Raw genomic sequence first — 24,331 nt, forward strand, 5'->3', positions numbered from 1 at the left:
CGTCGTCCCTTTTGTCGCCCATGCCGGTGCCTGAAGGTTGGGCAGGTTAGCGATCAATCGCCCCGGACGGAAGGGGATTGGCATCCGCCGCGCAAACGCTCCACCAGCGGCGCAAAAAGGCCGCGCGGACGCGTCGGACAGTGGCCCGGCGGGCCAGCGCAAGGCCATTGCGTCTTAATCGCGATACTGGCACGTTCGCACTGAATCGGTGGGCGAATCGCCGGATTCGTTGGGCGAACAGTCTATGGGGACAGCGGAATGATCCGGTCGGAACTGCTTCAGGCGCTCGCGCGGGAAAACCCCGAATTGCGTGCCGAGGATGTCGAGCGGGCGGTCGATACCTTCTTTGACGAGATCGCCGAACGCCTCGCCGCCGGCGGCCGGGTGGAACTGCGTGGCTTCGGCGCGTTCTCCACTCGCCATCGCGACGGTCGCAAGGGCCGCAACCCGCGCACCGGCGAAAGCGTGGAAGTGCCGGAAAAGCGCGTCCCCTATTTCAAGCCCGGCAAGGAAATGCGCATCCGCCTCAACGTAAGCTGAAATGCCGCGCTCCGCGGTTGCCGCGACCCCGGCGATCTGGCAGATCGCTTGAAGTTTGTTTGGCAATGCGCCTTCGGCGCATAGCGGCACCAGCCCACGCCCCCACCCGGCCTCCCATCGGAATGGTACTCTGTGGGAGGCCGGGTGGGGGCGTGGGCTGGTGCCGCAGCGAAATGCGCTCTTCCGCGCATTTCCGAACAGGCCCTAAGCGGCCACGCGGACGTGGCGGAATGGTAGACGCAGCGGACTTAAAATCCGCTTGGGGTTCCCAGTGCGGGTTCGAGTCCCGCCGTCCGCACCATGGCCTGCTGGCGCTCGGACGCCGGGCGGCGCAAGGCCGCCCGGCGGGCGGGGCCGATCCGATCAGGCCGCCGCTTCGCGCAACCGGGGCGTGCGCAGACGAGTGGAGGGCAGGCAGCCCAGCCCGGCCAGCGTGGCGGCGATAGCGGTATCGAGCGGGGTGCGAGGCTCTTCATCCAGCAGGGCGAGGAGCCGGGTGTTGTCGAGGCGGACGGGATGGCGCCAGTATTCCTCGATCTCGATCACTTCGCGGGGAAAGCCGCCGAACGGGGCCAGCAGGCGCATCAGCCACCAGGGGAACGCGGCCTCGGGCAAGTCCGGCTGATGCGTCACGCGGCGGATCGCATCGGCCATCATCGTCCCGCCGGCATCCCAGATCCCTTCGAACTGCACCCGTTCGAATGGCCGCAGGCGATCCTCCATCGCCAGCAGGCAGACGATCGTCTCGGCCAGATCGGGAAGATAGGCCCAGCCATGGCCCGTGCCCTTGCCCGGGTTGACGATGCGGCGGACCGGCACGCCGGGCTTCACCATGGCCTGGCCGAACCAGCTGTTGCGGCAATCGGGGCCGAAGAAATCGCCGGCCCGGACGATCAGCACCGGCGCATCGGCCGATGCCGCCAGCAACCGGTTCTCCAGCGTCACGCGAATCCTGCCCTTGCGGGTCCGCGGCCTTTGCGCCGATCGCTCGTCGATCAGCGGCGTGGCCGCCGGATCGAAATTGTAGATCGTTCCGGGCAGCACGATCCGCGCGCCGCCGGCGGCGCGGGCCGCGGCGATCGTGTTGTCGATCATCGGCAGGACGAGCTTTTCCCAGTTCCGATAGCCCGGCGGGTTCACCGCATGGACGATCGCGTGGGTATCGGCGGCCGCTTCCACCACCTCGGCACGCACCATCGCGTCGCCCTGTATCCATTCGATGCCGGGCATGGTGCGCGCCTTGCCCGGATCGCGCACCAGCGCGCGCACCTGCCAGCCGTGAAGCGCGAGCGCCTGGGCTACCGCCCCGCCAATGCCGCCTGTCGCGCCCAGGACGAGCGCGCGTCTTGCTGTCGTTTCCGCTGTGGTTTGCATTGTCCGTTCTCCTTGCGCGGCGCGGGGCGGGACCATTCGCCGCCCGGGGCACGGAAGACGGTGTGGCAGCGAAGCCATTGGAAAAAAATTGCCATAAATCTTCCAGCAGCTCATAAGATTTTTATGAGTAACGCGCCAACATGGGACGAATTGCAGGCATTCTGGGCCGTGATCGAAGTGGGCAGCCTCTCGGCCGCCGCGCGGCGGCTGGGTCTGTCGCAACCGACGCTGCGCAGCCGCATCGATACGCTGGAGCGCAGGCTGGACGCCGTGCTTTTCACGCGATCGGCCGCCGGGCTGACGCCCACCGAAAGCGCGCGCGCCATGGCGGCGCATGTGGGCGCCATGCAGACCGCCTCCCAAGCGGTGCTGCGCGCGGCTTCTGGCACGCCGGGGGCGATTGCCGGCGCGGTGCGCGTCAGCGTGTCGGAATTCGTCGGCGCGGTGGTGCTGCCACCCATGCTGGCGCGCCTGCGTGCGCGCCACCCGGCGGTCTGCATCGAGCTGGCGCCCAGCAATGCCGCGATCGACCTGGCCCGGCAGGAGGCCGATATCGCCGTGAGGATGTATCCGCCCCACGGGGACGGACTGGTGGCGCGCAAGATCGGCGCGATCCGCCTGGGCTTCTATGCGGCGCGAAGCTATGCCGCCCGGCGCGGGCTTCCCGCCGGCGTGGAGGATCTGGCGGCGCATGACCTGATCGGGCCGGATCGCTCGGCCTATGACGCGCGGCTGATAGCGGCGTTCCATCCCACGCTGGCAGGCACGCGGTTCGTGCTGCGCAGCGACAGCCATGTCGCCCACCTTGCCGCCATTCGCGCGGGGCTGGGGATCGGCGTGATCCAGCGCGGCGTCGCCGATTGCGATCCGGCCCTGGTCGCGGTGCTGCCCGAACGCGATTTCGCCACGCTGGAAACCTGGATCGTCGTGCATGACGATCTGCGGCGCGCGCCCAAGGTGCGCGCCGTGTTCGACTGGCTGGTGGACGAAATGACCGCTTTCGCGCGCTGACCGGGCGCCGCCATGCGTCACAGCGCGCATCCACAGGGCCGGGCATGTGCAGCGCACCTGCCTCTTGAGGCCCCGTCTGGGCACTGATATCGCGGCCTGATGTCGAGTTGTGACCTTTGCGTTGTGCGGAACCGCGCCATCTGTGCCGCGCTCGATAGCAAGGAGCTGCTCGCGCTCAACGCGATCGGCCGCACCCGCAGCTTGCAGGCCGGCGAATCGCTGATCTGGGAAGGCGAGGATTCGGTGCTCGTCGCCAATGTGATCGACGGCGTGCTCAAGCTTTCGACCAATACCGAGGACGGGCGCGAGCAGATCGTCGGCGTGGTCTATCCATCCGATTTCATCGGCCGGCCTTTCGGCGGGACCAGCGGGCACGGCGTCATCGCGCTGACCGATGCGAAAGTCTGCGTGTTCAGCCGGGGCGATTTCGATGCCTTCGCGCGGGATCATCCGGCGCTGGAGCACAAGCTGCTTGAACGCACGCTGGGCGAACTGGATCGCACGCGGCGCTGGATGCTGCTGCTGGGCCGCAAGTCGGCCGGGGAGAAGCTGGCCAGCTTCCTGCTCGAACTGGTCGAGCGGCTGAGCGGCGCGGGCTGCCGGCCCGATACCGCCGATCCCTCGCGCCGGATCATCACGCTGCCTTTCTCGCGCCAGCAGATCGCCGATGTGCTGGGGCTGACGATCGAGACGGTGAGCCGCCAGTTCACCCGACTGAAGAACGAAGGCGTGATCGACCTGCCATCGCGCCGCGAAGTGACGATCCTGGATCACGAACGGCTCGTCGCCGAGGCGGGCTGATCGCGGACGGCGCGGCGCAGCGCGACCGGAACTACCGAATCAGAAAAGGCGGCACGGTGGCCGCCCTTTCCTCCTCTCCAACTCGTTGGGAAGCCGGCGCCGGAGCGCCTGGCTTATCGGCTTCGCGCCTGCGGGGGCTCAGCCGCCCTTGGCGCCGTCTGAGGCGACCGCGAGGCGATCGGCCTGCATGTAGGGGATGGGGTTGACCGCTTCACCGTGGACGCGGACTTCGTAATGCAGGTGCGGGCCGGTCGAGCGGCCCGTGGTGCCGACGAAGCCGATGATCTCACCCTTGTGGACGCGCTGGCCTTCGGCGACGTTCAGCCGCGACATGTGGCCGTAGCGGGTTTCAAGCTCGCCGCCATGCTCGAGCGAGACGAACAGGCCGTAGCCGCCGAACCACGACGCCTTGCTGACCATGCCATCGGCGGTCGCATAGATCGGCGTGCCGACGGGGGCGGCAAGATCGACGCCCTTGTGCGCGCGAACCCCGCCGATCACGGGATGGACGCGCATACCGAACGAGCTGGTCAGCGTGAGCCCTTCAAGCGGCGTGCGCGAGGGGATCGAGACCGAGGTGTTCGCAATCCGCGAGGCGGCGCGGGCGGCCGTGGTCAGGCCCGACTGGCCCGCCGCTTCGGCGACGGCGGCTAGCGCCGGAACGCCGGTATCCTCAAAATTCTGCCAGCTGTTGAAGAGTTTGCGGAACTGTTCGTCCTCGCCGCCGGTTACTGACTGGTTGGCGGCCTGGGCGGCGCGCAGCGGAGCGGCGATATCGGCATTCGCGCTGCTGTTGGCCATGGCCGGATTCACGATCACGAAGGAGAACCCGGCTGCCAGAACCCCGGTTGTTGCGCGGAACTTGGCGAAAAAATTCGTTACGACCACTCGCAATACCTTATCATTCGCTGAATCGCTGTGGCGATCAGCGTTTGTTCATCGGTCTCATGGCATCGCCGGGCGGCACCTGAGGCTTTTATTGGAGATGGTCGGAACCCCCCGCCGTCTCGCTGGCGGTGAGCTATGCCGACCAGAATTTAACAAGCAAGTGCCGCGTAGAGATCGCGCGATAAACCGGCTGCCTGACGCGCTGAGTCGTTGAACGGCGGCTTCAGACCCCCGCGAAAATGGCGAGATACCAGCGCTTTCCACAGTTCGCCGGCCGTTTCGCCGCGTTGCAGCGCAACCGCGGCGAAGTGATTTGCGCCGAAACGCACGTGGCGGATTTCATCGTCAAGGATTCGTTCGAGGATGCGCGCGCCGGTCTCGTCGCCGCCCGCGCGCACGCGTTCCAGCGTCATCGGCGTGACATCGAGCCCGCGCGCTTCCAGCACCATCGGCACTACCGCAAGGCGCGCGGCGACATCATCGCGCGTCTCGTCGGCCGCGTCCCACAGACCCGAATGCGCGGGCAGTTCGCCATAATGGCTGCCCAGCGCGCGCAAGTGCCGGTCCAGCAGCGCGAAGTGCATCGCCTCGTCAGCGGCGACGGACAGGAAATCGGCCACGAAGCCCTCGCCCATGGCGGCGCCGAATCGCCCCGCCATGTCGAGCGCGAGGTCGATCGCGACGAATTCGATATGCGCCAGCGCGTGGAACAGCGCGATGCGGCCGCGCGGCGACTGGCCGCGCCCGCGCTTGGGCATCCGGCTGGGCGCCAGCAGTTCGGGCCGCGCGGGCCGGGCCGGCGCAGGCGGCATCGCCACGTCGAACGCGAAGACGAGCCGGCCCAGCCGCCAGTCGCGCGCCACCGCCCGCGCCGCCATGACCTTGTCGCGCGGCTCCCCCGCGAGCAGCGCGCCCCGGATCGCGGCGGCGACGGTGCGCGCCATCAGAGCGCTTTCGCCGCCTCCAGCACGGCTTCGGCGTGGCCCTTGACCTTCACCTTGTCCCACACCCGCGCGATCGTGCCGTCTGGCGCGACCAGATAGGTGGTGCGCACCATGCCCATGTAGGTGCGGCCATAGTTCTGCTTCTCGGTCCAGATGCCGAGCGCGTCGGACAGGCCGCCTTCGGCCGCATCGCTGGCGAGCGGCGCGGCCAGTTCATGCTTGGCGATGAACTTTGCGTGCTTGGCGGGCGCGTCCTTGCTCACGCCCAGCAGGGCGATGCCGGCCGCGTCGAAGGCGGGCTTCAGCGCGGTGAAGTCCTTGTTCTCGGTGGTGCAGCCGGGCGTATCGTCCTTGGGATAGAAGAAGATGACGAGCTTTCGCCCGCGGAAGTCGGACGGGCGGACCGTGCCGCCATCGGGCATTTCCATCGCGATATCGGGCATCGCCTCGCCTGCGCCGGGACGGTTGCTCATGCTGTCACCTCCAGTTGTTCGTCGAACGTCGCTGCCCAGGCCTGCGCCACCGTCTTTCGCGCGGCGGCCAGCCCGGCCAGCACCGCGTTCCAATCGCCGTATCCGCAAGCCTTGGCAAGCGCGGCGCGCGGACCGGGCGGCGGTTCGGCGCCATCGGGCGCCAGCAGCCGCGCCGCGACCAGAAAGCGCGCCAGTTCCTCGTGCGCGGCGACCAGCGCCAGGGGCAGCAACCCGCGTTCGGCCAGCGTGGCCGCGGCGCGGCGCAGATCGGCGAACAGCCCCTCGCCCGTGCGGAGCTGCGTGTAATGGACGAGGAATTCCAGATCGACCAGCCCGCCGCGCGCCAGCTTCACGTCGAGCGGGCCCTTGGGCGCCTTGTGCGCGGCCATCGTCGCGCGCATTTCCAGCACGTCCGCGCGCAGCCGGGCCGCGTCGCGCGGGGCGCGCAGCACATCGCAGACGATCGCCTGCAAGGCCTGGCAAGCCGGGCCGGAGCCATAGAGCGGCCGCGCGCGGCACAAGGCCATGTGCTCCCAGGTCCACGCCTGCTCATGCTGGTAGCGCGCGAAGCTCTCGAAGCTGGCCGCCGGCGGCCCCTGATCGCCCGAGGGCCGCAGCCGGGTATCGACTTCATACAGCGCGCCTTCGGCCGTGGGCACCGAAAGCGCGGCGATCACCCGCTGGCCCAGCCGGTTGTAATAGAGCGTGGCGCCAAGCGGGCGGCGCCCGTCCGATTCGGCGGCGAAGGCGCCGGTGAACAGGAACACCAGATCGAGATCCGAGGCATGGGTCAGCACCCCGCCGCCCATCCGGCCCAGCCCGAGGATGACCAGTTCGCTTTCCACGATCACGCCATGCGCCTCGCGGAACGGCACGGTGGCGGCATCGGCCAGCACGCGGATCGCCGCTTCGGCGATGCGGGCAAGGCCCGCGCCGATCTCCAGCGGATCACGCGTCCCCTCGATCAGCTGGACGCCCAGCGCGAAGCGCATCTCGCCCACCTTGCGGCGCACCCGGTCCAGCACTTGCTCGTAATCGTCGCCCGGCTCGCACCGCGAGAGCCGGGCGACCAGCGTTGGCACATCGCCCGGCAGATCGAACGCGCTGGCATCGATCAGCGGATCGAGCAGGTCGGCCCGGCGCGCCAGCGCATCGGCCAGCGGCGGGGCCAGCGAGAGGATGCGCGCAAGCTGTTCCAGCAGCGCCGGCCGCGCTTCCAGCAGGCGGAACAGGTTGATCGCGCTGGGCAGGTTGTTGAGCAATTGCTCCCACCGGCCCAGCGCGCGCTCCGGCTCGGGCGCGGCGGCGAAGGCCGCGAGCAGGTCGCCGCGAATCGCCGCGAAGGCATTGCGCGCCGCATCGCTGCGCAGCGCGCGCATCCGGCCGCTTTCCCACGCGGCGATCCGCGCGGCGAGCGCTTGCGGCTCCTCGAAGCCGAGCCGCTCCAGCTCTTCGGCCAGGCTGGTGCCGGCCAGCGCCTGGGGCCGGCCGGACCCCGTCGCGGGCGATGCCGCCGCGATCAGCGCGTCGTAGCGTTCGCCCACCGCATCGGTGATCGCGGTCAGTTCCGCGACCAGCGCGGCGCCATCGACCAGGCCATCGAGCCGCGCGACACTGTCGAGCGCCTCGGGGCTGGCCGGCAGGCTGTGGGTCTGCCGATCGAACACCATCTGCAGCCGGTGCTCGATCGTGCGCAGCCGGTCATAGCTTTCGCCCAGCAGCCGCGCTTCCTCGGCGGGGATCAGGCCGGCGGCGGCCAGCGCGTCAAGCGTGGCGCGCGTGCCGCGCAGCCGCAGCGAGGGATCGCGCCCGCCATGGATCAACTGGTGCGTCTGGGCATAGAATTCGACCTCGCGAATGCCGCCGCGCCCTTTCTTGAGATCGAAGCCGGGGCCGACCGTGGCGCTGCCCTTGGTATTGGCGCGGATCTGCGCGGTCAGCCGGCCGATCTCGGCAATCGCCCCGAAATCGAGGCTCTTGCGCCAGATGAACGGGCGGATCGCGGCCAGGAACGCCTCGCCCGCCGCCACGTCGCCCGCGCAGGCGCGCGCGCGGATGAAGGCGGCGCGCTCCCACGCCAGCGCCGAGGATTCGTAATGGGTCAGCGCCGCGTCGATCGAGATCGCCAGCGGGCTCACTTCGGAGGCGGGCCGCAGCCGCAGGTCGACACGGAAGACATAGCCTTCGGCGGTGACGCTCGCCAGCGTCTCGACCACGCCGCGCGCCATGCGCTGCGCCGCCTCGCCCGGCTCGTCCCGCTCGCGGCGCGGCAGGGTGGCCGGATCGTAAAGCAGGATCGGATCGATGTCGGAGCTGTAGTTCAGCTCGTTCGCGCCATGCTTGCCCAGCGCGAGCGCGAGGAAGCCGGCCGGCTCGGCATCGGGCGCGCGGCGGCGGATGGCATCGCCGATCGCGGCGTCGAGCGCGCGGTCGGCGAAGGCGGAAAGCGCGCCCGTGACGGTGAGCAGCGGGAAGGCCCCGGCCAGATCGCCGATGGCCAGCGCCAGCGCCAGCGCCAGCTTCTCGCGCCGCAGCGCCGTCGCCACGTCGGGCGCGCCTTGCCCGGCCGCTTTCGCCCGGTCCAGCACCGCCTGCCCCTCGCCCGCCGCGAGAAGCGCGGCCAGATCGGGCAGGCGCGCCAGGGCGCCCGCCAGGAATGGCGCGTGCGCGCGGGCCCGTTCGATCGCTCCTGACCAGTCACCGTCCATCGCGCCTCCCTGCCGCCGGCGGGGCGCCAGGGCAAGCCCGCCTTGTGCTGGGCCAAGCGGTCTGGCACGGGTGGCAGCATGACAGGATCACCCACGAGGCTCCGCACGATGAGGAAAACCGCAGTCGCCATCGCGGCGCTGGCGCTGGCCGCCTGCGCCACGACGCCGCCCGTTGCGCAGGCGCCCGACGCCGCGCCGGCCGCAACCCCCGCTCCCGCCCCCGCTCTGGCACCCGCGCCTTCGGTGGCGCTGATGAAGGAGATGGTGCGGCAGCTTTCCTCCGACGAATTCGAAGGGCGCGCGCCCAGCACGGCGAGCGAGCCCAAGGTGCTCGACTACATCGTCGGCCAGTTCAAGGCGGCGGGGCTCCAGCCCGGCGCCAACGGGCAATGGCTGCAGGAAGTGCCCACCGTGGAAATCACCGCCAGCCATTTCAGCCCGCTGGTGGTGAAAGGCGGGGCCAGGCCGCTTTCGTTCTCGTTCGGCGACCAGTACGTGGCGGCGAGCTACCGCGTGACGCCCCGGACCCAGCTCAAGGACAGCGAGCTGGTCTTCGTCGGCTATGGCATCAACGCGCCCGAGCTGGGCTGGAACGACTATGCCGGGATCGACATGCGCGGCAAGACGGCGGTGATCCTGATCAACGATCCCGATTATGCCGCCGAGACCGAGGACGGGCTCTTCAAGGGCCGGCGCATGACCTATTACGGCCGCTGGACCTACAAGTACGAGGAAGCCGCGCGGCAAGGCGCCGCCGCCGCGATCATCATCCACGATACGTTCCCCGCCGCCTATGGCTGGAACGTGGTCAATTCCAGCTGGACCGGCGCGCAATACTACGTGCAATCGGCCAATGACGGCATGGACCAGACCACGGCCAACGGCTGGGTGCAGAAACCCGTCGCCGAAGCGATCCTGAAGGACGCCGGCAAGGATCTGGCGACGCTTACCGCCGCCGCCCAGCGCAAGGGCTTCAAGCCGGTGCCGCTGGGGCTGAAGGCCAGCCTCTCGTTCGACAACGCGATCCGCAAGTCCACCTCGCACAATGTCGTAGGCCTGCTGCCCGGCAAGACACGGCCCGACGAATACGTGCTCTATTCGGCGCACTGGGATCACCTTGGCCGCTGCACGCCCGATGCCAGGGGGGACGACATCTGCAACGGCGCGGTGGACAACGCCACCGGCGTCGCCGCGCTCACCGCGATCGCGGCGGCCGAGGCCAGGCTGGGCCCGGCCGCGCGCAGCCAGGTCTTCGTGGCGCTGACATTGGAGGAATCGGGGCTGCTCGGCTCGGAATACTACGGCGCGAACCCGCTCTATCCGTTGGACCGGACGGTCGGCGGCGTGAACATGGATGCGCTGCAACCCGGCGGCCGCGCGCGCAACTATGCGATGACCGGCGGCGACAAGTCCGAGCTGACCGACCTGTTCCGCGCCGAACTGGCGCGGCAGGGGCTGGTCGAGACGCCCGAGGAGCATTCCGAGCGCGGCCATTATTACCGTTCGGACCACTTCAGCCTGGCCAAGCGCGGCGTGCCGATGTTCGATTTCAGCCGGGGCACCGATCTGGTCGTGGGCGGCACGGCGGCGGGCGAGGCTGCGTCGCAGGACTATACCGACAACCGCTATCACGCGCCGGGTGACGAATATTCGGAAAGCTGGGACTGGTCGGGCATCGCGCAGGACGTCTCGCTCTACTTCGCGCTCGGCCGGACGCTGGCGGACAGCACGGCCTGGCCCAACTGGCGGCCGACCGACGAATTCCGCGCCATCCGCGACAAGTCCTGCGCCGCGCCGGGCGGCTGCTGAACCGCCACGCGACGCATGATCTGGCAGCTTCCGCCCGAATGGGCGCCGCAGGACTGGATCTGGATCGGCTTTCCGCACGATCCGGTGGAATGGCCGGGCTTCCTCGCCCGCGCGCAGGAACAGATCGCCGCTTTCGCCAGCGCGGTGGCCGAAAGCGGGCAGGAAGTGCGCCTGATCGTGCGCGATGAAGCCAACGCGGCGCGCGCCGCCGCGCTGGTCAGCGGCAAGGTGCGGCTGGAAACGCGCCGCTATGGCGACATCTGGCTGCGCGACACCGGGCCGCTGATCGTGGCCGACGGAGCCGGCGGGCGCAAGGCCAGGCGCTTCGGCTTCAACGGCTGGGGCGGCAAGTACCTGATGGACGGCGATCAGCAGATCGGCGCGGAACTGGCGGCAAGCGCGGGGCTGACGATCGAAACGGGTGACTGGATTCTCGAAGGCGGCGCGCTCGACGGGGACGGCACCGGGCTGGTCGCGACCACCGAGCAATGCCTGCTCAATCCCAACCGCAACCCCGCGCTTTCGCGCGCGGACATCGTCGCGCGGCTGGAGCGCGACCTGGGCTATGACCGCGTGCTGTGGCTGGGCGAGGGCCTGATCAACGACCACACCGACGGCCATGTCGACAACCTTGCCCGCTTCGTCGCGCCCGGCACGCTCGCCCTGCCGCGCGCAACTGGGGCAGACGATGCCAACGTGACGATCTATGCCGATGCCAGGGCGCGCGCCGAAGCCTTCGGCGTGACCGTGCGCGAAGTGCCCTCGCCCGGCCGGGTGGAGACCCATGGCCGCATCGAGCCGGCAAGCTACATGAACTTCGCCGTGACCTCGAAGCTCGTCGTGGTGCCGGTCTACGGCACCCGGCACGACGCGGACGGGGTGGCCGCGATCGCCGAACTGTTCCCCGATCGAGACGTGACGGGCCTGCTTGCCGACGCGGTGCTGGCCGGTGGCGGCTCGTTCCACTGCGCCAGCCAACAGATGCCCTCGGCAACGGGAAGTTAACTTTTTCGCAAGGTTTTCGGGCGCATCACCGCAAGCATGGCACGCGTCATCGCCCTTGCGCATAACCCGGCACGCCCCTGGCAGCATGATCTGCTGCGCGTCCTGGTGGTCTGCGGCTGCGCCCTCGCGCTGATCTTCGCCCGCAACGCGCTGCCGTTCTGATTTTCTGATCCTTCACGGGCCCCGGCCCTCCGGCGGCCCCTCCCTCAACGCGGCCGGGCGAACCAGATCGTATGCTTGGCGCCCTTGCCGTTGCTGCGGGCGCTGACGCGGACTTCATCGACGTCGAAGCCATGCTTTTCGAGGCGCCGGGCGAAGGCGGGGTCGGGGCCGGCCGACCAGATCGCCAGGACGCCGTCCGGGGTCAGCGCGCGTTTCGCCTCGCGCAGGCCGGAGCCCGAATAGAGCACGTTGTTGTCCTCGCGCACGAGGCCATCGGGGCCGTTGTCGACATCGAGCAGGATCGCGTCGTAATCGGCGCGCGCGCCGGCGATGAACTGGGCGACGTCGGCCTGGATCAGCGTGACGCGCGGATCATCGAGGCAGCCGGCGGCCACTTCGGCCATCGGCCCGCGCGCCCAGGCGATGATCTCGGGCACCAGTTCCACCACCGTGACGGTGGCATCGGCGGGCAGCACGCCAAGCGCGGCGCGCAAGGTGAAGCCCATGCCATAGCCGCCGATCAGCAGGTGCGGCTGCCTGGCGGTCCTGATCCGCTCCCACGCCATCGTCGCCAGCGCTTCTTCCGAGCCGCTGCGGCGCGTGCTCATCAGCTCGTTGCGATCAAGCACGATCATGAAGTCGCGCCCGTGGCGATAGAGGCGCAGCTCCTCGCCGCCGGGCACTTGCGCGGTGCCGAGGAGTTCGCGCGGGATCATCTCAGCGCAAGTCCGGCGGCGTCGCGGCAGCCTTCAGCATGGCGATGGCTTCCGCGAGCGGCATGACCTTCTGGTGCTCGGCGCCGAGCGTGCGCACCGCGACGGTGCTTTCCTCGGCCTCGCGCTTGCCCACCACCAGCAGGTGCGGGACTTTCTTCAGCGAGTGTTCGCGCACCTTGTAGTTGATCTTCTCGTTGCGCGCGTCGGTCTCCACGCGGATGCCCGCCGCCTTGAGCTGGTCCGCCACTTGCGCGGCATAGCCGTCGGCGTCCGAGACGATCGTCGCCACCACCGCCTGCACCGGCGCGAGCCAGACCGGCAGCTTGCCGGCATAATGCTCGATCAGGATGCCGATGAACCGCTCATAGGAACCGAAGATCGCGCGGTGCAGCATGACCGGGCGATGCTTCTCGCCATCCTCGCCGATGTAGCCGGCATCCAGCCGGTCGGGCAGCACGCGGTCGGACTGGATCGTGCCGACCTGCCAGGTCCGGCCGATCGCGTCGGTCAGGTGCCATTCGAGCTTGGGTGCATAGAACGCGCCTTCGCCGGGCAATTCCTCCCAGCCGTATTGCTCGGTGGCGAGACCCGCGGCGGCGACCGCGTTGCGCAGCTCCTGCTCGGCCTGGTCCCACATCTCCTCGGTGCCGAAGCGCTTTTCCGGGCGCAGCGCCAGCTTGATCGCATAGCCTTCGAAGCCCAGATCCTTGTAGATGCGGTCGGCCAGCGCGCAGAACATGCGCACTTCCTCGACGATCTGGTCCTCGCGGCAGAAGATATGCGCGTCGTCCTGGGTGAACTGGCGCACGCGCATCAGCCCGTGAAGCGCGCCGTGCGGCTCGTTGCGGTGGCAGCAGCCGTTCTCGTAGATGCGCAGCGGCAAGTCGCGGTACGACTTGATGCCCTGCCGGAAGATCAGCACGTGCGCCGGGCAGTTCATGGGTTTCAGCGCCATCCACTCGGCATCGTTCGAGACGAGCGGGCCTTCATCCTCCACGTTGGGAATCTCGTCGGGGATGACGAACATGTTCTCGCGGTACTTGCCCCAGTGGCCGGACTGCTCCCACTGGCGCGCGTCCATCACTTGCGGGGTCTTGACCTCCTTGTAGCCCGCGCCGTCGATCGCGCGGCGCATATAGGCTTCCAGTTCGCGCCAGATGACATAGCCCTTGGGGTGCCAGAACACCGATCCGTGCGCCTCGGCCTGCAAGTGGAACAGGTCCATCTCCTGCCCCAGCTTGCGGTGATCGCGCTTGGCGGCCTCTTCCAGCCGGTGGAGGTGCGCGTCGAGCTGCTTCTTGTTGAGCCAGCCGGTGCCGTAGATGCGGCTGAGCATCGCATTCTTCTGGTCGCCGCGCCAATAGGCGCCCGAAACGCGGGTCAGCCGGAACGCCTGCGGATCGAGCTTGCCGGTGGAGGGCAAGTGCGGCCCCCGGCACATGTCGAGCCAGTCGCCGCCCGACCAGTAGACGGTCAGCTCGTCGCCCTCGGGCAGCTCGGCGGCCCACTCGGCCTTGAAGCTTTCGCCTTCGCCCTGCCAGCGCGCGATCAGGTCGGCGCGGCTCCACACTTCGCGCTTCAGCGGCTTGTCGGCGGCGATGATCTCGCGCATTTTCGCCTCGATCGCCGGCAAGTCCTCGTCGGTGAACGGGCCGCGCGCCGGGTTCGGGGCGAAATCGTAGTAGAAGCCATCGTCGGTCGAAGGGCCGAAGGTGATCTGGGTGCCGGGAAACAGCGCCTGCACCGCTTCGGCCAGGACATGGGCATAGTCGTGCCGGGCAAGGTCGAGCGCTTCGGCCTCGTCGCGCGAGGTGACCAGCGCCAGCGCCGCATCGCCGGTGAACGGCCGGGTCAGATCGACCAGCTCGCCATCGACTCTCGCGGCCAGCGCGGCCTTGGCCAGCCCCGGCCCGATCGCGGCGGCGACATCGGCGGGCGTCGAGCCTTGCGGCATCTCGCGCACGGAACCGTCGGGCAGGCTGATCTTGAACATCTCGGACATCGCACTCGTCTCTCACCATTTGGCCAGCGCGCCATGGCACAGCCAGGCGCGCGGCGGAAGCACCGGCGCCGTCAAATCCGTGCGTTCGGGAGAGTGACGCCGCCTCGCCCGAACCCGGGCGGCGGCGGGCGGCTTCAGGCCGCGACCGGACGCCCCGGGGAAATCCCGGTGGTAGTCGTGGTCGCCGTCGTCCGTGCCAGCATCATGCGCGGCGTCCTAGCACCGCATCCCGGCCGAGTCCATCGACGCGGATGTAAACCACCCTTGACAAGCGGCACGCATTATGACAAGTAAACTTTACTTTCAATCAAGGGAGCTTGACCATGCCCGAACAGACCGCGCCGCGCCGCAAGGGCCCCAACTTCTGGTGGGGGCTCTTCGCGTTCAACATGGCGGCGATTTCCGGCGCGCAGATCTTCGAGTGGATCGACCGGACGACGGCCTATGTGCTCTTCGCGCTGTCGCTGGGCGTGCTCTATCCGGCCATCGCCTCGGCCGGGCGGCGGATGCGCGAGCACGGGGTCGGGCCGGCGATGCTGCGCTACAACCGGCGCATGGCGATCGCCTCGGTGCTTTATGTGCTGGGCCTGGGCATTGCCGTCGCGCTCTACAAGCGGGGGGTGCTGGGGCCGGTGCCGTCGTTCATCATCGCCATGCTGCCGGCGCTACCCACGCTGGGGATGATCTGGGCGATGGCGCGCTATCTGGTGGAGGAGCAGGACGAATACCTGCGCCACCGCGCCACGCTGGCATCGCTGATCGGACTGGGCCTGGTACTGGCGCTCGGCTCGTTCTGGGGCTTTCTCGAAACGTTCGCGGTCGTGCCGCATGTCTGGTCGTGGTGGGTGGTGCCGGTCTGGGCGATCGGCATGGGGCTGGGCCAGTGCTGGCAGAAAGTGCGCGGCGCGTGAAGAACCGTCTCAAGGTGCTGCGCGCCGAGCGCGCCTGGAGCCAGCAGGACCTGGCCGAGCGGCTGCAAGTCAGCCGCCAGAGCGTCAACGCGATCGAGACGGGGAAATACGATCCCTCGCTCCCGCTCGCCTTCCGCATCGCCGACGTGTTCGGGATGGCGATCGAGGCGATCTTCCTGCGCGACTAGGCCCGCCGCGCCGCCCTTTGCATCAGGTCCGCCAGCAGCCAGCCCACCGTCATGCAGACCAGGGGCATCACCGGATAGTGAAAACGCGACTGGCCGGAGAACACGACCGCGATCAGGCTGAGGTAGACGGCGACGCCGTAAGGCACCAGCCACCAGTCGATCCAGCGTTCGCCCGCCCGGTGGCGCCTGGCCACCATCACGAAGAAGGCCGCCGCGAAGCCCAGCATCAGCAGCCCGTAATAGGCCTGGTTGGCATAGCGGACCGCGCGGAACAGCCCTTCCCGCCGGGCATAGGCGGGATGGCCGCCCTGATAGGCCCATTCCGCCTCGCCATCGGGCAGCCACAGGCGCGCCAGCTTTTTCGGCATGAGCATCACGAACTTGCCGGGGTTGGCCGCAATCCAGGCCATCCCCAGCCGCTTCGCCTCGGCATCGCGCGCCACTTCGTCAAGCCCGGGGCGGGCCATCAGCGCGGTGACGACGGGATCGGCCGGCGTGTAATCGCCCGTCGCGCTGTCGTTGTTGCCGGTCAGCAAGGTGAAGCCGCCATTGGTCGAGACCGCGACCCAGTGGCCGATCTGCTGGTGATTGCGCATCGACCAGGGCAGCACGGTGAGCGCGGCGACGGCCAGCACCAGCGTGCCTTGCAGCACAAGGCCCGGCACGCGGCGCCACACATCGCCCGCGCGCAGCCATTCGATGGCGAACAGCAGCGGCACGACCACCAGCGTCTGCGCTTTCACCAGCGTCGCGACGCCGAAGATCACGCCGACCGGGATCAGCATCCAGGCGGACCGGCGCGTGACGAGCAGCCAGCAGCCGGCCATCAGCAGCGCGGTGTAGAACACTTCGGTCAGCCCCAGCGGGACATAGCCGATGGAATTGGGATAGACCGCCAGCAGCAACAACCCCATGCGCGCCGCCGCTTCGCCGCCGAACAGCCGCCGGCCGAGCGCCAGCGTCAGCCACCCGGTCAGCACCGCGCTGGCCAGGTTGAACAGGCCGATGGCCATGGTCGAAGGGCCGGCAAGGCGGAACACCACCGAAAGCGCCAGCGGCCAGCCCGGCGGCCAGAACGCGGTCGGCTCGCCCTTTTCCAGATAGCCCAGCCCGGCGGCCAGGCTCGTCGCGCGATCGACATACCAGGCGGCGTCCGAAGTGGGCAGCACCTCGATCAGCAGCACGCCCAGGCGCGGCAGCACGAAAAGCGCCCAGATCAGGAGCAGGGCCCGGCGCGACCCGGCGAACCACGCCAGCGCGGCGTCGGCGCGCCGAGCGGCGTTTCGTGCGGCAGGGAAGGTGGCGTGCATCGCCTGGACGGATAGCAGCCATGCTTTAAGATCGGATTGACGGCGGCGGGCCGAGCGCGCCGTTCCTTACCTATCGTCCCCTTCCCCGTCCTCCCTTGCCCATCGCCCCGGCCATCGCCACGTTGCGGGGCATGAGCGACACCCGGTTCCACGCGATGCCCGACGGGCGGCGCATCGCCTTCCGCTTCACGCCGGGGATCGGCCCGGCCGTGGTCTTCCTGCCCGGCTATATGTCCGACATGGCCGGCGGCAAGGCGAGCGCAGTGTTCGACTGGGCGCGCGCGCAAGGCCGCGCCTGCCTGCTGCTCGACTATTCGGGCTGCGGCGAGAGCGACGGAGACTTCGCCACGGGCACGCTGTCGCGCTGGCGCGAGGACGTGCTGGCGCTGATCGCCGCGCATTGTCCCGGCCCGGTGCTGCTCGCCGGCTCGTCGATGGGCGGCTGGCTGATGCTGCTGTGCGCGCTGGCGCTGCCGGCGGAGCGGCGCGCCGGCCTGATCGGCATCGCGCCCGCGCCCGATTTCACCGACTGGGGCACCTCGGCTGAGGACCAGGCGCGGCTGGCGGCGGGACAGACGGTGTTCGCGGACAATCCCTATGGCCCCGATCCCACGCCGACCCATCCCGGCTTCTGGCGCGACGGGCAGGCGAATCGCCTGCTGCATGGCGAGGTCGCGCTCGATTGCCCGGTGCGGCTGCTGCACGGGCAGCGCGATGGCGACGTGCCGTGGGAAATCTCGCTGCGGCTGGCGGCGGCGCTGCGTTCAGCGGCGGTGCAGGTCACGCTGATCAAGGACGGCGATCACCGCCTTTCGCGCGATGGCGATATCGCGCTGTTGCTGCGCACCCTTGCCGAACTGCTCACGGCGGACTGACCGGAGACGCGCCATGTCGATATTCGCACTCGTCCTGCTGGGCCAGGTGGGCGCCGCGCCCGCGATCGGCGCCGATCCCTTGCAGCTTCCCGCCGAAGTGCGCGATCGCAAGCCCCGGACGCGCCAAGTCCAGACCGTGGAAGCGCCCCCCGGCCCGCAGATCGACGGCTGCATCGCCGAGATGGAGACCGATCCGGTGCACGGTGCCGATGCCGCGCGCAAGGCGCTGGCCGAGGCGAAAGGCGAGGAACGCGTGCGCGCCGGGCTGTGCCTGGGCATCGCGCTGACCCAGCTCGAACGCTGGGACGAGGCACAGCGCGCCTTTTCCACCGCGCGCAGTTCCGCCATGCCCGACGATCACGCCAGCCGGGCTCGGCTGGGATCAATGGCCGGCAATGCCGCCTTCGCCGGCGGCCAGCCCGACAGCGCGCTGGCGCTGTTCGATTCGGCGCAGACCGAAGCGCGGCAGGCGGGCGACGGCGCGCTGGGCGGCGCGATCGCGATCGACCGGGCGCGGGCGCTCGTCACGCTCGGCCGGAACGACGAGGCCGCCGCCGCGCTGGCCGAGGCGCGCGCGCTGGCCCCGGACAACGCGCAGGCCTGGCTGCTTTCGGCCACGCTCTCGCGCCGGATGGACAAGCTGCTCGAAGCGCAGGCACAGATCGAGAAAGCCGCCCAGATCGCCCCCGAGGATCCCGAAACCGGGCTGGAAGCCGGCGTCATCGCCATGCTTTCGGGCCGGGAGGACGCGGCCCGGCGAAGCTGGCAATCGGTGCTGGCGACCGCGCCCGAAAGCGCGGCGGCGGCCACCGCCAAGGGCTATCTCGCGCAGCTTGGCAATGGAGGCCCCGCGAAACCATGATCCCGCTTTCCTTCCTCGATCTCGTTCCCGTGCGCGAAGGCTCGGGCGTATCCGAAGCGCTCGCCGAAACGGCCTTGACCGCGCAAGCGGCCGAGCGGGCCGGCTACAAGCGCTTCTGGGTGGCCGAGCACCACGGCATGGAAGGGATCGCCGGCGGCGCCACCTCGGTCGTGCTCGCGCATATCGGCGATATGACCTCCACCATCCGCATCGGCGCGGGCGGCATCATGCTGCCCAACCACAACCCCTATGTCATCGCCGAGCAGTTCGGCACGCTCGATGCCCTGTTCCCCGGCCGGATCGACCTGGGGCTGGGGCGCGCGGCGGGGGCGGACGGACGGCTCGCCTATGCGCTGCGCAAGGACATCGTGAAAGCGGCCGAGACCTTTCCGCAGGACATCCTGGAACTGCAGGCCCGCTTCGCCGGCGACCCCGCGCTGCCGGTGGCGGCACCGCAGGCGGCGGGCGCGCAAGTGGAGATCTGGGTGCTGGGGTCGAGCCTTTACGGCGCGCAGCTCGCGGCGATGCTGGGGCTGCCCTATGCCTTCGCCTCACACTTCGCGCCCGCGCTGCTCGATCAGGCGGCGACGATCTATCGCGAGCGGTTCGAGCCCGGCGCCACGCTCGACAAGCCGCATTTCATGGCCGCGATCAACGTCATCGCCGCCGAGACCGATGACGAGGCGGCCCTGCTCGCCTCCTCGAACGAGCAGAGCTTCGTCGCGCTGCGCACCGGCACGCCGGGCAAGCTGCGGCCGCCCGTGCCCGGATACCGCCAGAGCCTGCCCTCGGCCGCGCTGGCGATGCTGGACCAGATGCGTTCGGTCAGCGCCATCGGCAGCCCGGAGACGGTGCGCGCGGGGATAGAGCGATTCGTCGAGCGGACCGGGGCGGATGAGCTGATCATCTCGGGCTCGACCTTCGATCCTGAAGCGCAACGGCGGTCGCTGGCGCTGACGATGGAAGCGCTGGGGTAAAGTCTGATTCAGCTTTGCTGAATCAGAACGGCACCGGCCCGCATCCCCGTCCGGGGCTCGGACTCTTGCCCATTCAGGCATTTTGATGCGTTTTTGGGCCAGGACTCTGCGCGCCGGGCATTGACCCTGCGCCATTTTTGCACAAACCAGCGGGCCATGGAAAAAGCAGACGTCGTAATCGTGGGAGCAGGGCATGGCGGGGCGCAATGCGCCATCGCGCTGCGCCAGAATGGCTTTGAGGGCACTGTCGCGGTGATCGGCCGCGAGCCGGAATATCCCTATGAGCGCCCGCCGCTCTCGAAGGAGTATTTCGCGCGCGAGAAGACTTTCGATCGGCTCTATATCCGCCCGCCCACATTCTGGGCGGAAAAGGAAATCGCCTTCAAGCTCGATACCGAAGTGACCAGGGTCGATCCCGCCGCGCATGAGCTGACGCTCTCCACCGGCGAGACGTTCGGCTATGGCAAGCTCGTCTGGGCGACGGGCGGGGATCCGCGCCGGCTCTCCTGCTCGGGCGCGGACCTTGCCGGGGTCTTCGCCGTGCGCACGCGCGAGGATTGCGACCTGATGATGGCCGAGATCGACGCCGGCACGCGCAACATCGTCGTGATCGGCGGCGGCTACATCGGGCTGGAAGCCGCCGCGGTGCTGACCAAGCTGGGCTGCAAGGTCACGCTGCTGGAAGCCTTGCCGCGCGTGCTGGCCCGCGTTGCCGGCGAAGAGCTTTCCGCCTTCTATGAAAAGGAACATCGCGATCACGGCGTCGATCTGCGCACCGGCGTCGCGGTCGATTGCATCGTCGGCGATGGCCACAAGGTGACGGGCGTCAGGCTGGCAGATGGCGAGGAAATCCCGGCCGAGGCGGTGATCGTCGGCATCGGCATCGTGCCCGCGGTCGGCCCGCTGATCCTGGCGGGCGCGGCCGGCGCCAACGGGGTGGATATCGACGAATATTGCCGCACCTCGCTGCCCGATGTCTATGCGATCGGCGATTGCGCCGCTTTCGCCTGCGATTTTGCCGGCGGCAACGTGATGCGCGTCGAATCGGTGCAGAACGCCAACGACATGGCGACTTGCGTGGCCAAGGCGATCTGCGGCGACGAGAAGCCGTACCATGCCTTCCCGTGGTTCTGGTCGAACCAGTATGACCTCAGGCTCCAGACCGCCGGGATCAACCTGGGCTTTGACCGGACGGTGATTCGCGGCAACCCGGATGATCGCGCCTTCAGCGTGGTCTATCTGCGCGAAGGCCGCGTGCTGGCGCTCGATTGCGTCAACATGGTCAAGGACTACGTGCAGGGCCGCAAGCTGGTGGAGGCCGGCGCCACGCCCGACCTTGCCGATCTGGCCGACGCGAGCAAGCCGCTCAAGGAACTGCTGTAAGCCGGGCGGTGGCCCATTCGGCCGCTTCGGCCACCACCGGATCGGGATCGGCCCGCAACGGCGCAACTTGCGCCAGCAGCGCGGGTTGCCCGCTGTTGCCCGCCGCATAGAGGCAATTGCGCACGAAGCGGTCGCGCCCGATGCGCTTGATCGGGCTGCCGGAGAACAGCTTGCGGAAGCCGGCATCGTCCAGCGTCAGCAGATCAGCCAGCTCGGCGGCGGCCAGTTCGCCGCGCGGCAGGAAAGCGCGCATGGTGTGCGCCGTGCCGGCGAACTTGTTCCACGGGCACACCGCCAGGCAATCGTCGCAGCCATAGATGCGATTGCCCAGCGCGGCGCGGAATTCCTCCGCGATCGGGCCCTTGTGCTCGATCGTCAGGTAGCTGATGCAGCGCCGCGCATCGAGCCGGTAGGGCTCCGGGAAAGCCGCGGTCGGGCACGCGTCCTGGCAGGCGCGGCAGGAACCGCAATGGTCGGCCTCGGGCGTGCTCGCGCCCAGTTCCAGCGTGGTGTAGATCTCGCCCAGGAACAGCCAGGAGCCGTGCCGGCGGCTGACGAGGTTGGTGTGCTTGCCTTGCCAGCCGATCCCCGCCGCCTGCCCCAGCGGCTTTTCCATCACCGGCGCGGTATCGGTGAACACCTTGACCTCGGCCGGGCCCAGTCCGCGCTTGCCGGCTTCGGCAACAAGCCAGCGCGCCAGCGCCTTGAGCGCCTTCTTGACGACGTCATGATAATCCGCCCCTTGCGCATAGGCGGAAACGCGCGCGATCCCGGGATGTGCCGCCAGCGCCAGCGGATCGGCGGCGGGCGCATAGCTCATGCCCAGCACGATCACGCCACGCGCCTCGGGCCAGAGCGCTTGCGGCGAACGGCGGTGGTGCGCGCGCTCCGCCATCCAGCCCATCGCGCCGTGCATCCCCGCCTCCAGCCATGCGTCCAGCCGGGCCGCGCGCACCGCATCCTCGCGCGCCGGGGCCACGCCGAAGGCGCAGAAGCCCAGCGCCCGCGCTTGGGCGGCCAGATCGTCGGCGAACGACGGGGTTGACGGTGCGTTAACCAAACTTGCGGATGTTCCCGTTCACGTGCGAGGGGATAGGCCAGCGTTCATGAGGATCGACTTAGGAGAATGGCAAGTGGCGGGCAACGATAGCCCCCCGGCTTCGGGCATGGACCGGCCGCTTGCGATCGAGGCACGCGGCCTGGTCAAGCGCTTCGACGGGTTCGTCGCGGTCGACGGCGTCGATCTTTCGGTTCCCGAAGGCGCGATCTACGGCATTCTCGGCCCCAATGGCGCGGGCAAGACGACGACGTTGCGCATGTTGCTGGGCATTATCGAGCCCGACGCGGGCCTGCGCCGCATCCTGGGGGCCGAGCGGCCCCACGATGTCGCGCACGCGATCGGCTACTTGCCCGAGGAGCGCGGGCTCTATCCCGCGATGAAGGCGGTGGAGGCGATCGCCTTCGTCGGCGCGCTACGCGGCCTGCCGCTGGCCGAAGGGCGCCGCCGGGCCCGACGGCTGCTGGAAGAGCATGGCCTGGGCTATGCCGCCGATCGCCAGATCCGCCAGCTTTCCAAGGGCATGGCGCAGCAGGTGCAGATCCTGGGCACGCTGGTGCACGAGCCGCGCCTGGTCATTTTCGACGAGCCGTTCTCCGGCCTCGACGCGCTCAACCAGGGCAAGCTTGAACGGATGATCCGCGCGCTGGCCGAAAACGGCACCACCGTGATCTTCTCCACCCATGTCATCGCCCATGCCGAGCGGCTGTGCGACGAAGTGGCGATCATCGCCGGGGGCAAAGTGCCGTTCGCCGGCTCCGTCGATGTCGCACGCGACCGCATCCGGCCGCAAGTGCGGCTGGAAACCCGCGCGCAGCACGGGCCGTGGCGCGCCGCGCTGCCGGCCGATGCCCGCCATGAAGGCGCGTTCTGGTCCTTCGCCTTGCCCGAAAGCGGGGCCGAGCCACTGCTGCGCGCGCTGATCGAAGGCGATGCCGGCATCCTTTCGCTCTCGATCGAGCGCGCGGGGCTGCACGATGCCTTCGTCGCCATCGCCGGCGAGGCGGCCGCACGCGCGCTGGAAGAAGACAAGCCCGAGGAGATGCGGCGATGAACGATCCGATCCGGTCTGGCCGCCTGTCCACGCTGGCGGCCGCCTTCGTCGTCGCACGGCGCGATTTCACCGCGATCCTGTTCAGCCGCAGCTTCTTCTTCTTCCTGCTCGGCCCGCTGTTCCCCGTGGTGATCGCGCTGATGGCAGGCGGCGTGGGCCAGCATGTGAACGATGCGGCCGATCATCCCCGGCTGGGCGTGGCCATGGCCACGGCCGATGTCGATGCCATGCTGGCGGCGCGCGGCGCGCTGGCCCCGCGCCTCAACGACGCCATGCCCGAGCTTGTCGTAGTGCGGCGGCTCGCGCCGGGGGAGACGATCGACGCCCGGGTCGAACTGGCCAGAGGCGATATCGCCGCGCTGCTCACTGGCACGCCGCGCGCGCCCGTGCTCACCGGCACGCCCGCGCAGATCGCGGCATGGCAAGGCCCGGTCTCGCTGCTCGCCGCCCAAGCGCTGGGCGAAGCCCCGAAGAGCTATCCGCAAGTCGCGCTGGCCGGCACCGCCAGCAGTTCGGCCGGGGAACGCAAGGGCCGGCTGCTGACGGCACAGGCCGCGCAGACCCTGCTGTTCCTGCTGACGATGCTGCTCGCGGGCATGGTCCTGTCCAATCTGGTGGAGGAAAAGAGCAACAAGATCATAGAGATCCTGGCCGCCGCCATTCCCATGGACGCGGTCTTCTTCGGCAAGCTGTTCGCCATGCTGGGCGTGTCCTTCGTCGGCATCGCGGTCTGGGCTTCGCTGGGCGGATCGCTGGTGCTCGCGGCGGGATCGGCCCTGCCCGCGCTGCCGGCCCCGGCCGTCGGTTGGCCGCTGATGCTGCTCCTGGGCGTGATCTACTTCGCGATGGCCTATCTGCTGCTGGGCTCGGTGTTCCTCTCGATCGGCTCGATGGCCTCGACCGTGCGCGAAGTGCAGACGCTGTCCATGCCCGTGACGATGCTGCAGCTGATGAACTTCTTCCTCGCCAGCTATGCGATGACCCAGCCGGGCAGCCCGGTGGAGATCGCCGCGATCGCGATTCCCTTCAGCTCTCCGTTCACCATGCTGGCGCGCGCGGCGCAGGACCCGGCGGTCCTGCCGCAGATCGCCGCGATCGCCTGGCAGGGACTATGCGTCGTCATCTTCGTCCGCCTGGGCGCGCGGCTGTTCCGCAGCCGAGTGATGAAATCGGGCCCGACGCGCCCGGCCAGGCCGCGAAAGAGTCTTCTGGCGCGCCTGAAGCCGGCGCGGGCCTGAGGCGCATTCATCGCCCGCTCAGCCGCGCCGCGCCAGATTGCGG

At 69.2% G+C, this 24,331-nt stretch carries 23 protein-coding genes and 1 tRNA gene; 15 read left to right on the top strand and 9 right to left on the bottom strand.

Going from position 1 to position 24,331, the window contains the following annotated elements; all coding sequences use genetic code 11:
* Positions 1–258 precede the first annotated feature (258 nt).
* Positions 259–540: an integration host factor subunit beta gene (locus PYV00_RS18990; protein ID WP_275229872.1), complete on the top strand. Its 282-nt coding sequence runs from the start codon at positions 259–261 to the stop codon at positions 538–540.
* Positions 541–756: 216 nt separating this feature from the next.
* A tRNA-Leu gene (locus PYV00_RS18995) sits at positions 757–841 on the top strand.
* 62 nt (positions 842–903) lie between these two features.
* Here the strand turns inward: PYV00_RS18995 and PYV00_RS19000 are convergent.
* A complete protein-coding gene (locus PYV00_RS19000) occupies positions 904–1,914 on the bottom strand; it encodes an NAD(P)H-binding protein (protein ID WP_275229873.1) in 1,011 nt (336 codons plus the stop codon).
* A gap of 123 nt (positions 1,915–2,037) precedes the next feature.
* On the opposite strand from PYV00_RS19000, the gene PYV00_RS19005 reads away from it, so the two are divergent.
* Together PYV00_RS19005 and PYV00_RS19010 are read left to right on the top strand one after the other, a co-directional pair.
* Positions 2,038–2,925 carry a LysR family transcriptional regulator gene (locus PYV00_RS19005; protein WP_275229874.1) on the top strand — a complete coding sequence of 296 codons (888 nt, stop codon included), beginning with the start codon at positions 2,038–2,040 and terminating at the stop codon, positions 2,923–2,925.
* 99 nt (positions 2,926–3,024) lie between these two features.
* Positions 3,025–3,726, top strand: a complete 702-nt coding sequence (locus tag PYV00_RS19010; protein ID WP_275229875.1) for a Crp/Fnr family transcriptional regulator — start codon at positions 3,025–3,027, stop codon at positions 3,724–3,726.
* A 138-nt stretch (positions 3,727–3,864) separates the two neighbouring features.
* Here PYV00_RS19010 and PYV00_RS19015 read toward each other — a convergent pair whose 3' ends face one another.
* The 4 genes from PYV00_RS19015 to PYV00_RS19030 form a co-directional block, all read right to left on the bottom strand.
* On the bottom strand, positions 3,865–4,527 hold the full coding sequence (locus tag PYV00_RS19015) for a M23 family metallopeptidase (protein WP_275229876.1): 663 nt from the start codon (positions 4,525–4,527) through the stop codon (positions 3,865–3,867).
* Positions 4,528–4,763: 236 nt separating this feature from the next.
* The gene (locus tag PYV00_RS19020; RefSeq protein WP_275229877.1) at positions 4,764–5,558 is read right to left on the bottom strand and encodes a ferritin-like domain-containing protein; all 795 of its coding nucleotides are present in this window, start codon (positions 5,556–5,558) and stop codon (positions 4,764–4,766) included.
* Positions 5,558–6,031 carry a peroxiredoxin gene (locus PYV00_RS19025; protein ID WP_275229878.1) on the bottom strand — a complete coding sequence of 158 codons (474 nt, stop codon included), beginning with the start codon at positions 6,029–6,031 and terminating at the stop codon, positions 5,558–5,560. Before PYV00_RS19025 ends, PYV00_RS19020 begins: the two co-directional genes overlap by 1 nt.
* Complete coding sequence (locus PYV00_RS19030; protein WP_275229879.1) at positions 6,028–8,739, bottom strand: bifunctional [glutamine synthetase] adenylyltransferase/[glutamine synthetase]-adenylyl-L-tyrosine phosphorylase; 2,712 nt, start codon at positions 8,737–8,739, stop codon at positions 6,028–6,030. The genes PYV00_RS19025 and PYV00_RS19030 overlap by 4 nt, the downstream gene beginning before the upstream one ends.
* 108 nt (positions 8,740–8,847) lie before the next feature.
* Between PYV00_RS19030 and PYV00_RS19035 the strand changes: the two genes are divergently transcribed.
* Genes PYV00_RS19035 through PYV00_RS19045 form a run of 3 tightly spaced genes read left to right on the top strand, consistent with a single transcriptional unit; the run spans position 8,848 to position 11,715 of the window.
* A complete protein-coding gene (locus PYV00_RS19035) occupies positions 8,848–10,548 on the top strand; it encodes a M28 family peptidase (protein WP_275229880.1) in 1,701 nt (566 codons plus the stop codon).
* A 15-nt stretch (positions 10,549–10,563) separates the two neighbouring features.
* Positions 10,564–11,553: an agmatine deiminase family protein gene (locus tag PYV00_RS19040; RefSeq protein ID WP_275229881.1), complete on the top strand. Its 990-nt coding sequence runs from the start codon at positions 10,564–10,566 to the stop codon at positions 11,551–11,553.
* 36 nt (positions 11,554–11,589) lie between these two features.
* Positions 11,590–11,715, top strand: a complete 126-nt coding sequence (locus tag PYV00_RS19045; RefSeq protein WP_275229882.1) for a hypothetical protein — start codon at positions 11,590–11,592, stop codon at positions 11,713–11,715.
* A 44-nt stretch (positions 11,716–11,759) separates the two neighbouring features.
* Here PYV00_RS19045 and PYV00_RS19050 read toward each other — a convergent pair whose 3' ends face one another.
* Together PYV00_RS19050 and thrS are read right to left on the bottom strand one after the other, a co-directional pair.
* The gene (locus PYV00_RS19050) at positions 11,760–12,431 is read right to left on the bottom strand and encodes a spermidine synthase (protein WP_275229883.1); all 672 of its coding nucleotides are present in this window, start codon (positions 12,429–12,431) and stop codon (positions 11,760–11,762) included.
* Position 12,432: 1 nt separating this feature from the next.
* The gene (thrS, locus tag PYV00_RS19055; RefSeq protein WP_275229884.1) at positions 12,433–14,433 is read right to left on the bottom strand and encodes a threonine--tRNA ligase; all 2,001 of its coding nucleotides are present in this window, start codon (positions 14,431–14,433) and stop codon (positions 12,433–12,435) included.
* 323 nt (positions 14,434–14,756) lie between these two features.
* Between thrS and PYV00_RS19060 the strand changes: the two genes are divergently transcribed.
* The gene (locus PYV00_RS19060) at positions 14,757–15,344 is read left to right on the top strand and encodes a hypothetical protein (protein ID WP_275229885.1); all 588 of its coding nucleotides are present in this window, start codon (positions 14,757–14,759) and stop codon (positions 15,342–15,344) included.
* Entirely contained in the window at positions 15,341–15,532 is a 192-nt protein-coding gene (locus tag PYV00_RS19065) for a helix-turn-helix transcriptional regulator (RefSeq protein ID WP_275229886.1), read from the top strand. Before PYV00_RS19060 ends, PYV00_RS19065 begins: the two co-directional genes overlap by 4 nt.
* Here PYV00_RS19065 and PYV00_RS19070 read toward each other — a convergent pair.
* Positions 15,529–16,842, bottom strand: a complete 1,314-nt coding sequence (locus tag PYV00_RS19070; RefSeq protein ID WP_275229888.1) for an ArnT family glycosyltransferase — start codon at positions 16,840–16,842, stop codon at positions 15,529–15,531. The two genes, PYV00_RS19065 and PYV00_RS19070, sit on opposite strands and share 4 nt — an antisense overlap.
* Positions 16,843–16,973: 131 nt before the next feature.
* Between PYV00_RS19070 and PYV00_RS19075 the strand changes: the two genes are divergently transcribed.
* The 4 genes from PYV00_RS19075 to PYV00_RS19090 all read left to right on the top strand — a co-directional run bounded on the left by PYV00_RS19075 (position 16,974) and on the right by PYV00_RS19090 (position 20,939).
* Positions 16,974–17,717, top strand: a complete 744-nt coding sequence (locus PYV00_RS19075) for an alpha/beta fold hydrolase (RefSeq protein WP_275229889.1) — start codon at positions 16,974–16,976, stop codon at positions 17,715–17,717.
* A 13-nt stretch (positions 17,718–17,730) separates the two neighbouring features.
* Positions 17,731–18,579 (top strand): tetratricopeptide repeat protein, encoded by an 849-nt coding sequence (locus tag PYV00_RS19080; protein ID WP_275229890.1) that lies wholly within the window; start codon positions 17,731–17,733, stop codon positions 18,577–18,579.
* Positions 18,576–19,556, top strand: coding sequence for an LLM class flavin-dependent oxidoreductase (locus PYV00_RS19085; RefSeq protein ID WP_275229893.1), 981 nt, complete (start codon positions 18,576–18,578; stop codon positions 19,554–19,556). Before PYV00_RS19080 ends, PYV00_RS19085 begins: the two co-directional genes overlap by 4 nt.
* 156 nt (positions 19,557–19,712) lie before the next feature.
* Positions 19,713–20,939, top strand: a complete 1,227-nt coding sequence (locus PYV00_RS19090) for an NAD(P)/FAD-dependent oxidoreductase (protein WP_275229895.1) — start codon at positions 19,713–19,715, stop codon at positions 20,937–20,939.
* Here the strand turns inward: PYV00_RS19090 and queG are convergent.
* Positions 20,923–21,999, bottom strand: a complete 1,077-nt coding sequence (queG, locus tag PYV00_RS19095) for a tRNA epoxyqueuosine(34) reductase QueG (RefSeq protein WP_275229896.1) — start codon at positions 21,997–21,999, stop codon at positions 20,923–20,925. The genes PYV00_RS19090 and queG overlap by 17 nt on opposite strands.
* Before the next feature lie 46 nt (positions 22,000–22,045).
* Here queG and PYV00_RS19100 point away from each other — a divergent pair, with 46 nt between their 5' ends.
* Together PYV00_RS19100 and PYV00_RS19105 are read left to right on the top strand one after the other, a co-directional pair.
* Entirely contained in the window at positions 22,046–23,050 is a 1,005-nt protein-coding gene (locus PYV00_RS19100) for an ABC transporter ATP-binding protein (protein ID WP_275229897.1), read from the top strand.
* Positions 23,047–24,288, top strand: coding sequence for an ABC transporter permease (locus PYV00_RS19105; protein WP_275229898.1), 1,242 nt, complete (start codon positions 23,047–23,049; stop codon positions 24,286–24,288). The genes PYV00_RS19100 and PYV00_RS19105 overlap by 4 nt, the downstream gene beginning before the upstream one ends.
* Positions 24,289–24,331: the final 43 nt, after the last annotated feature.

Origin of the sequence: Novosphingobium album (ex Liu et al. 2023) (genome assembly GCF_029076845.1) — a bacterium.
Classification (GTDB): Bacteria; Pseudomonadota; Alphaproteobacteria; order Sphingomonadales; family Sphingomonadaceae; genus Novosphingobium.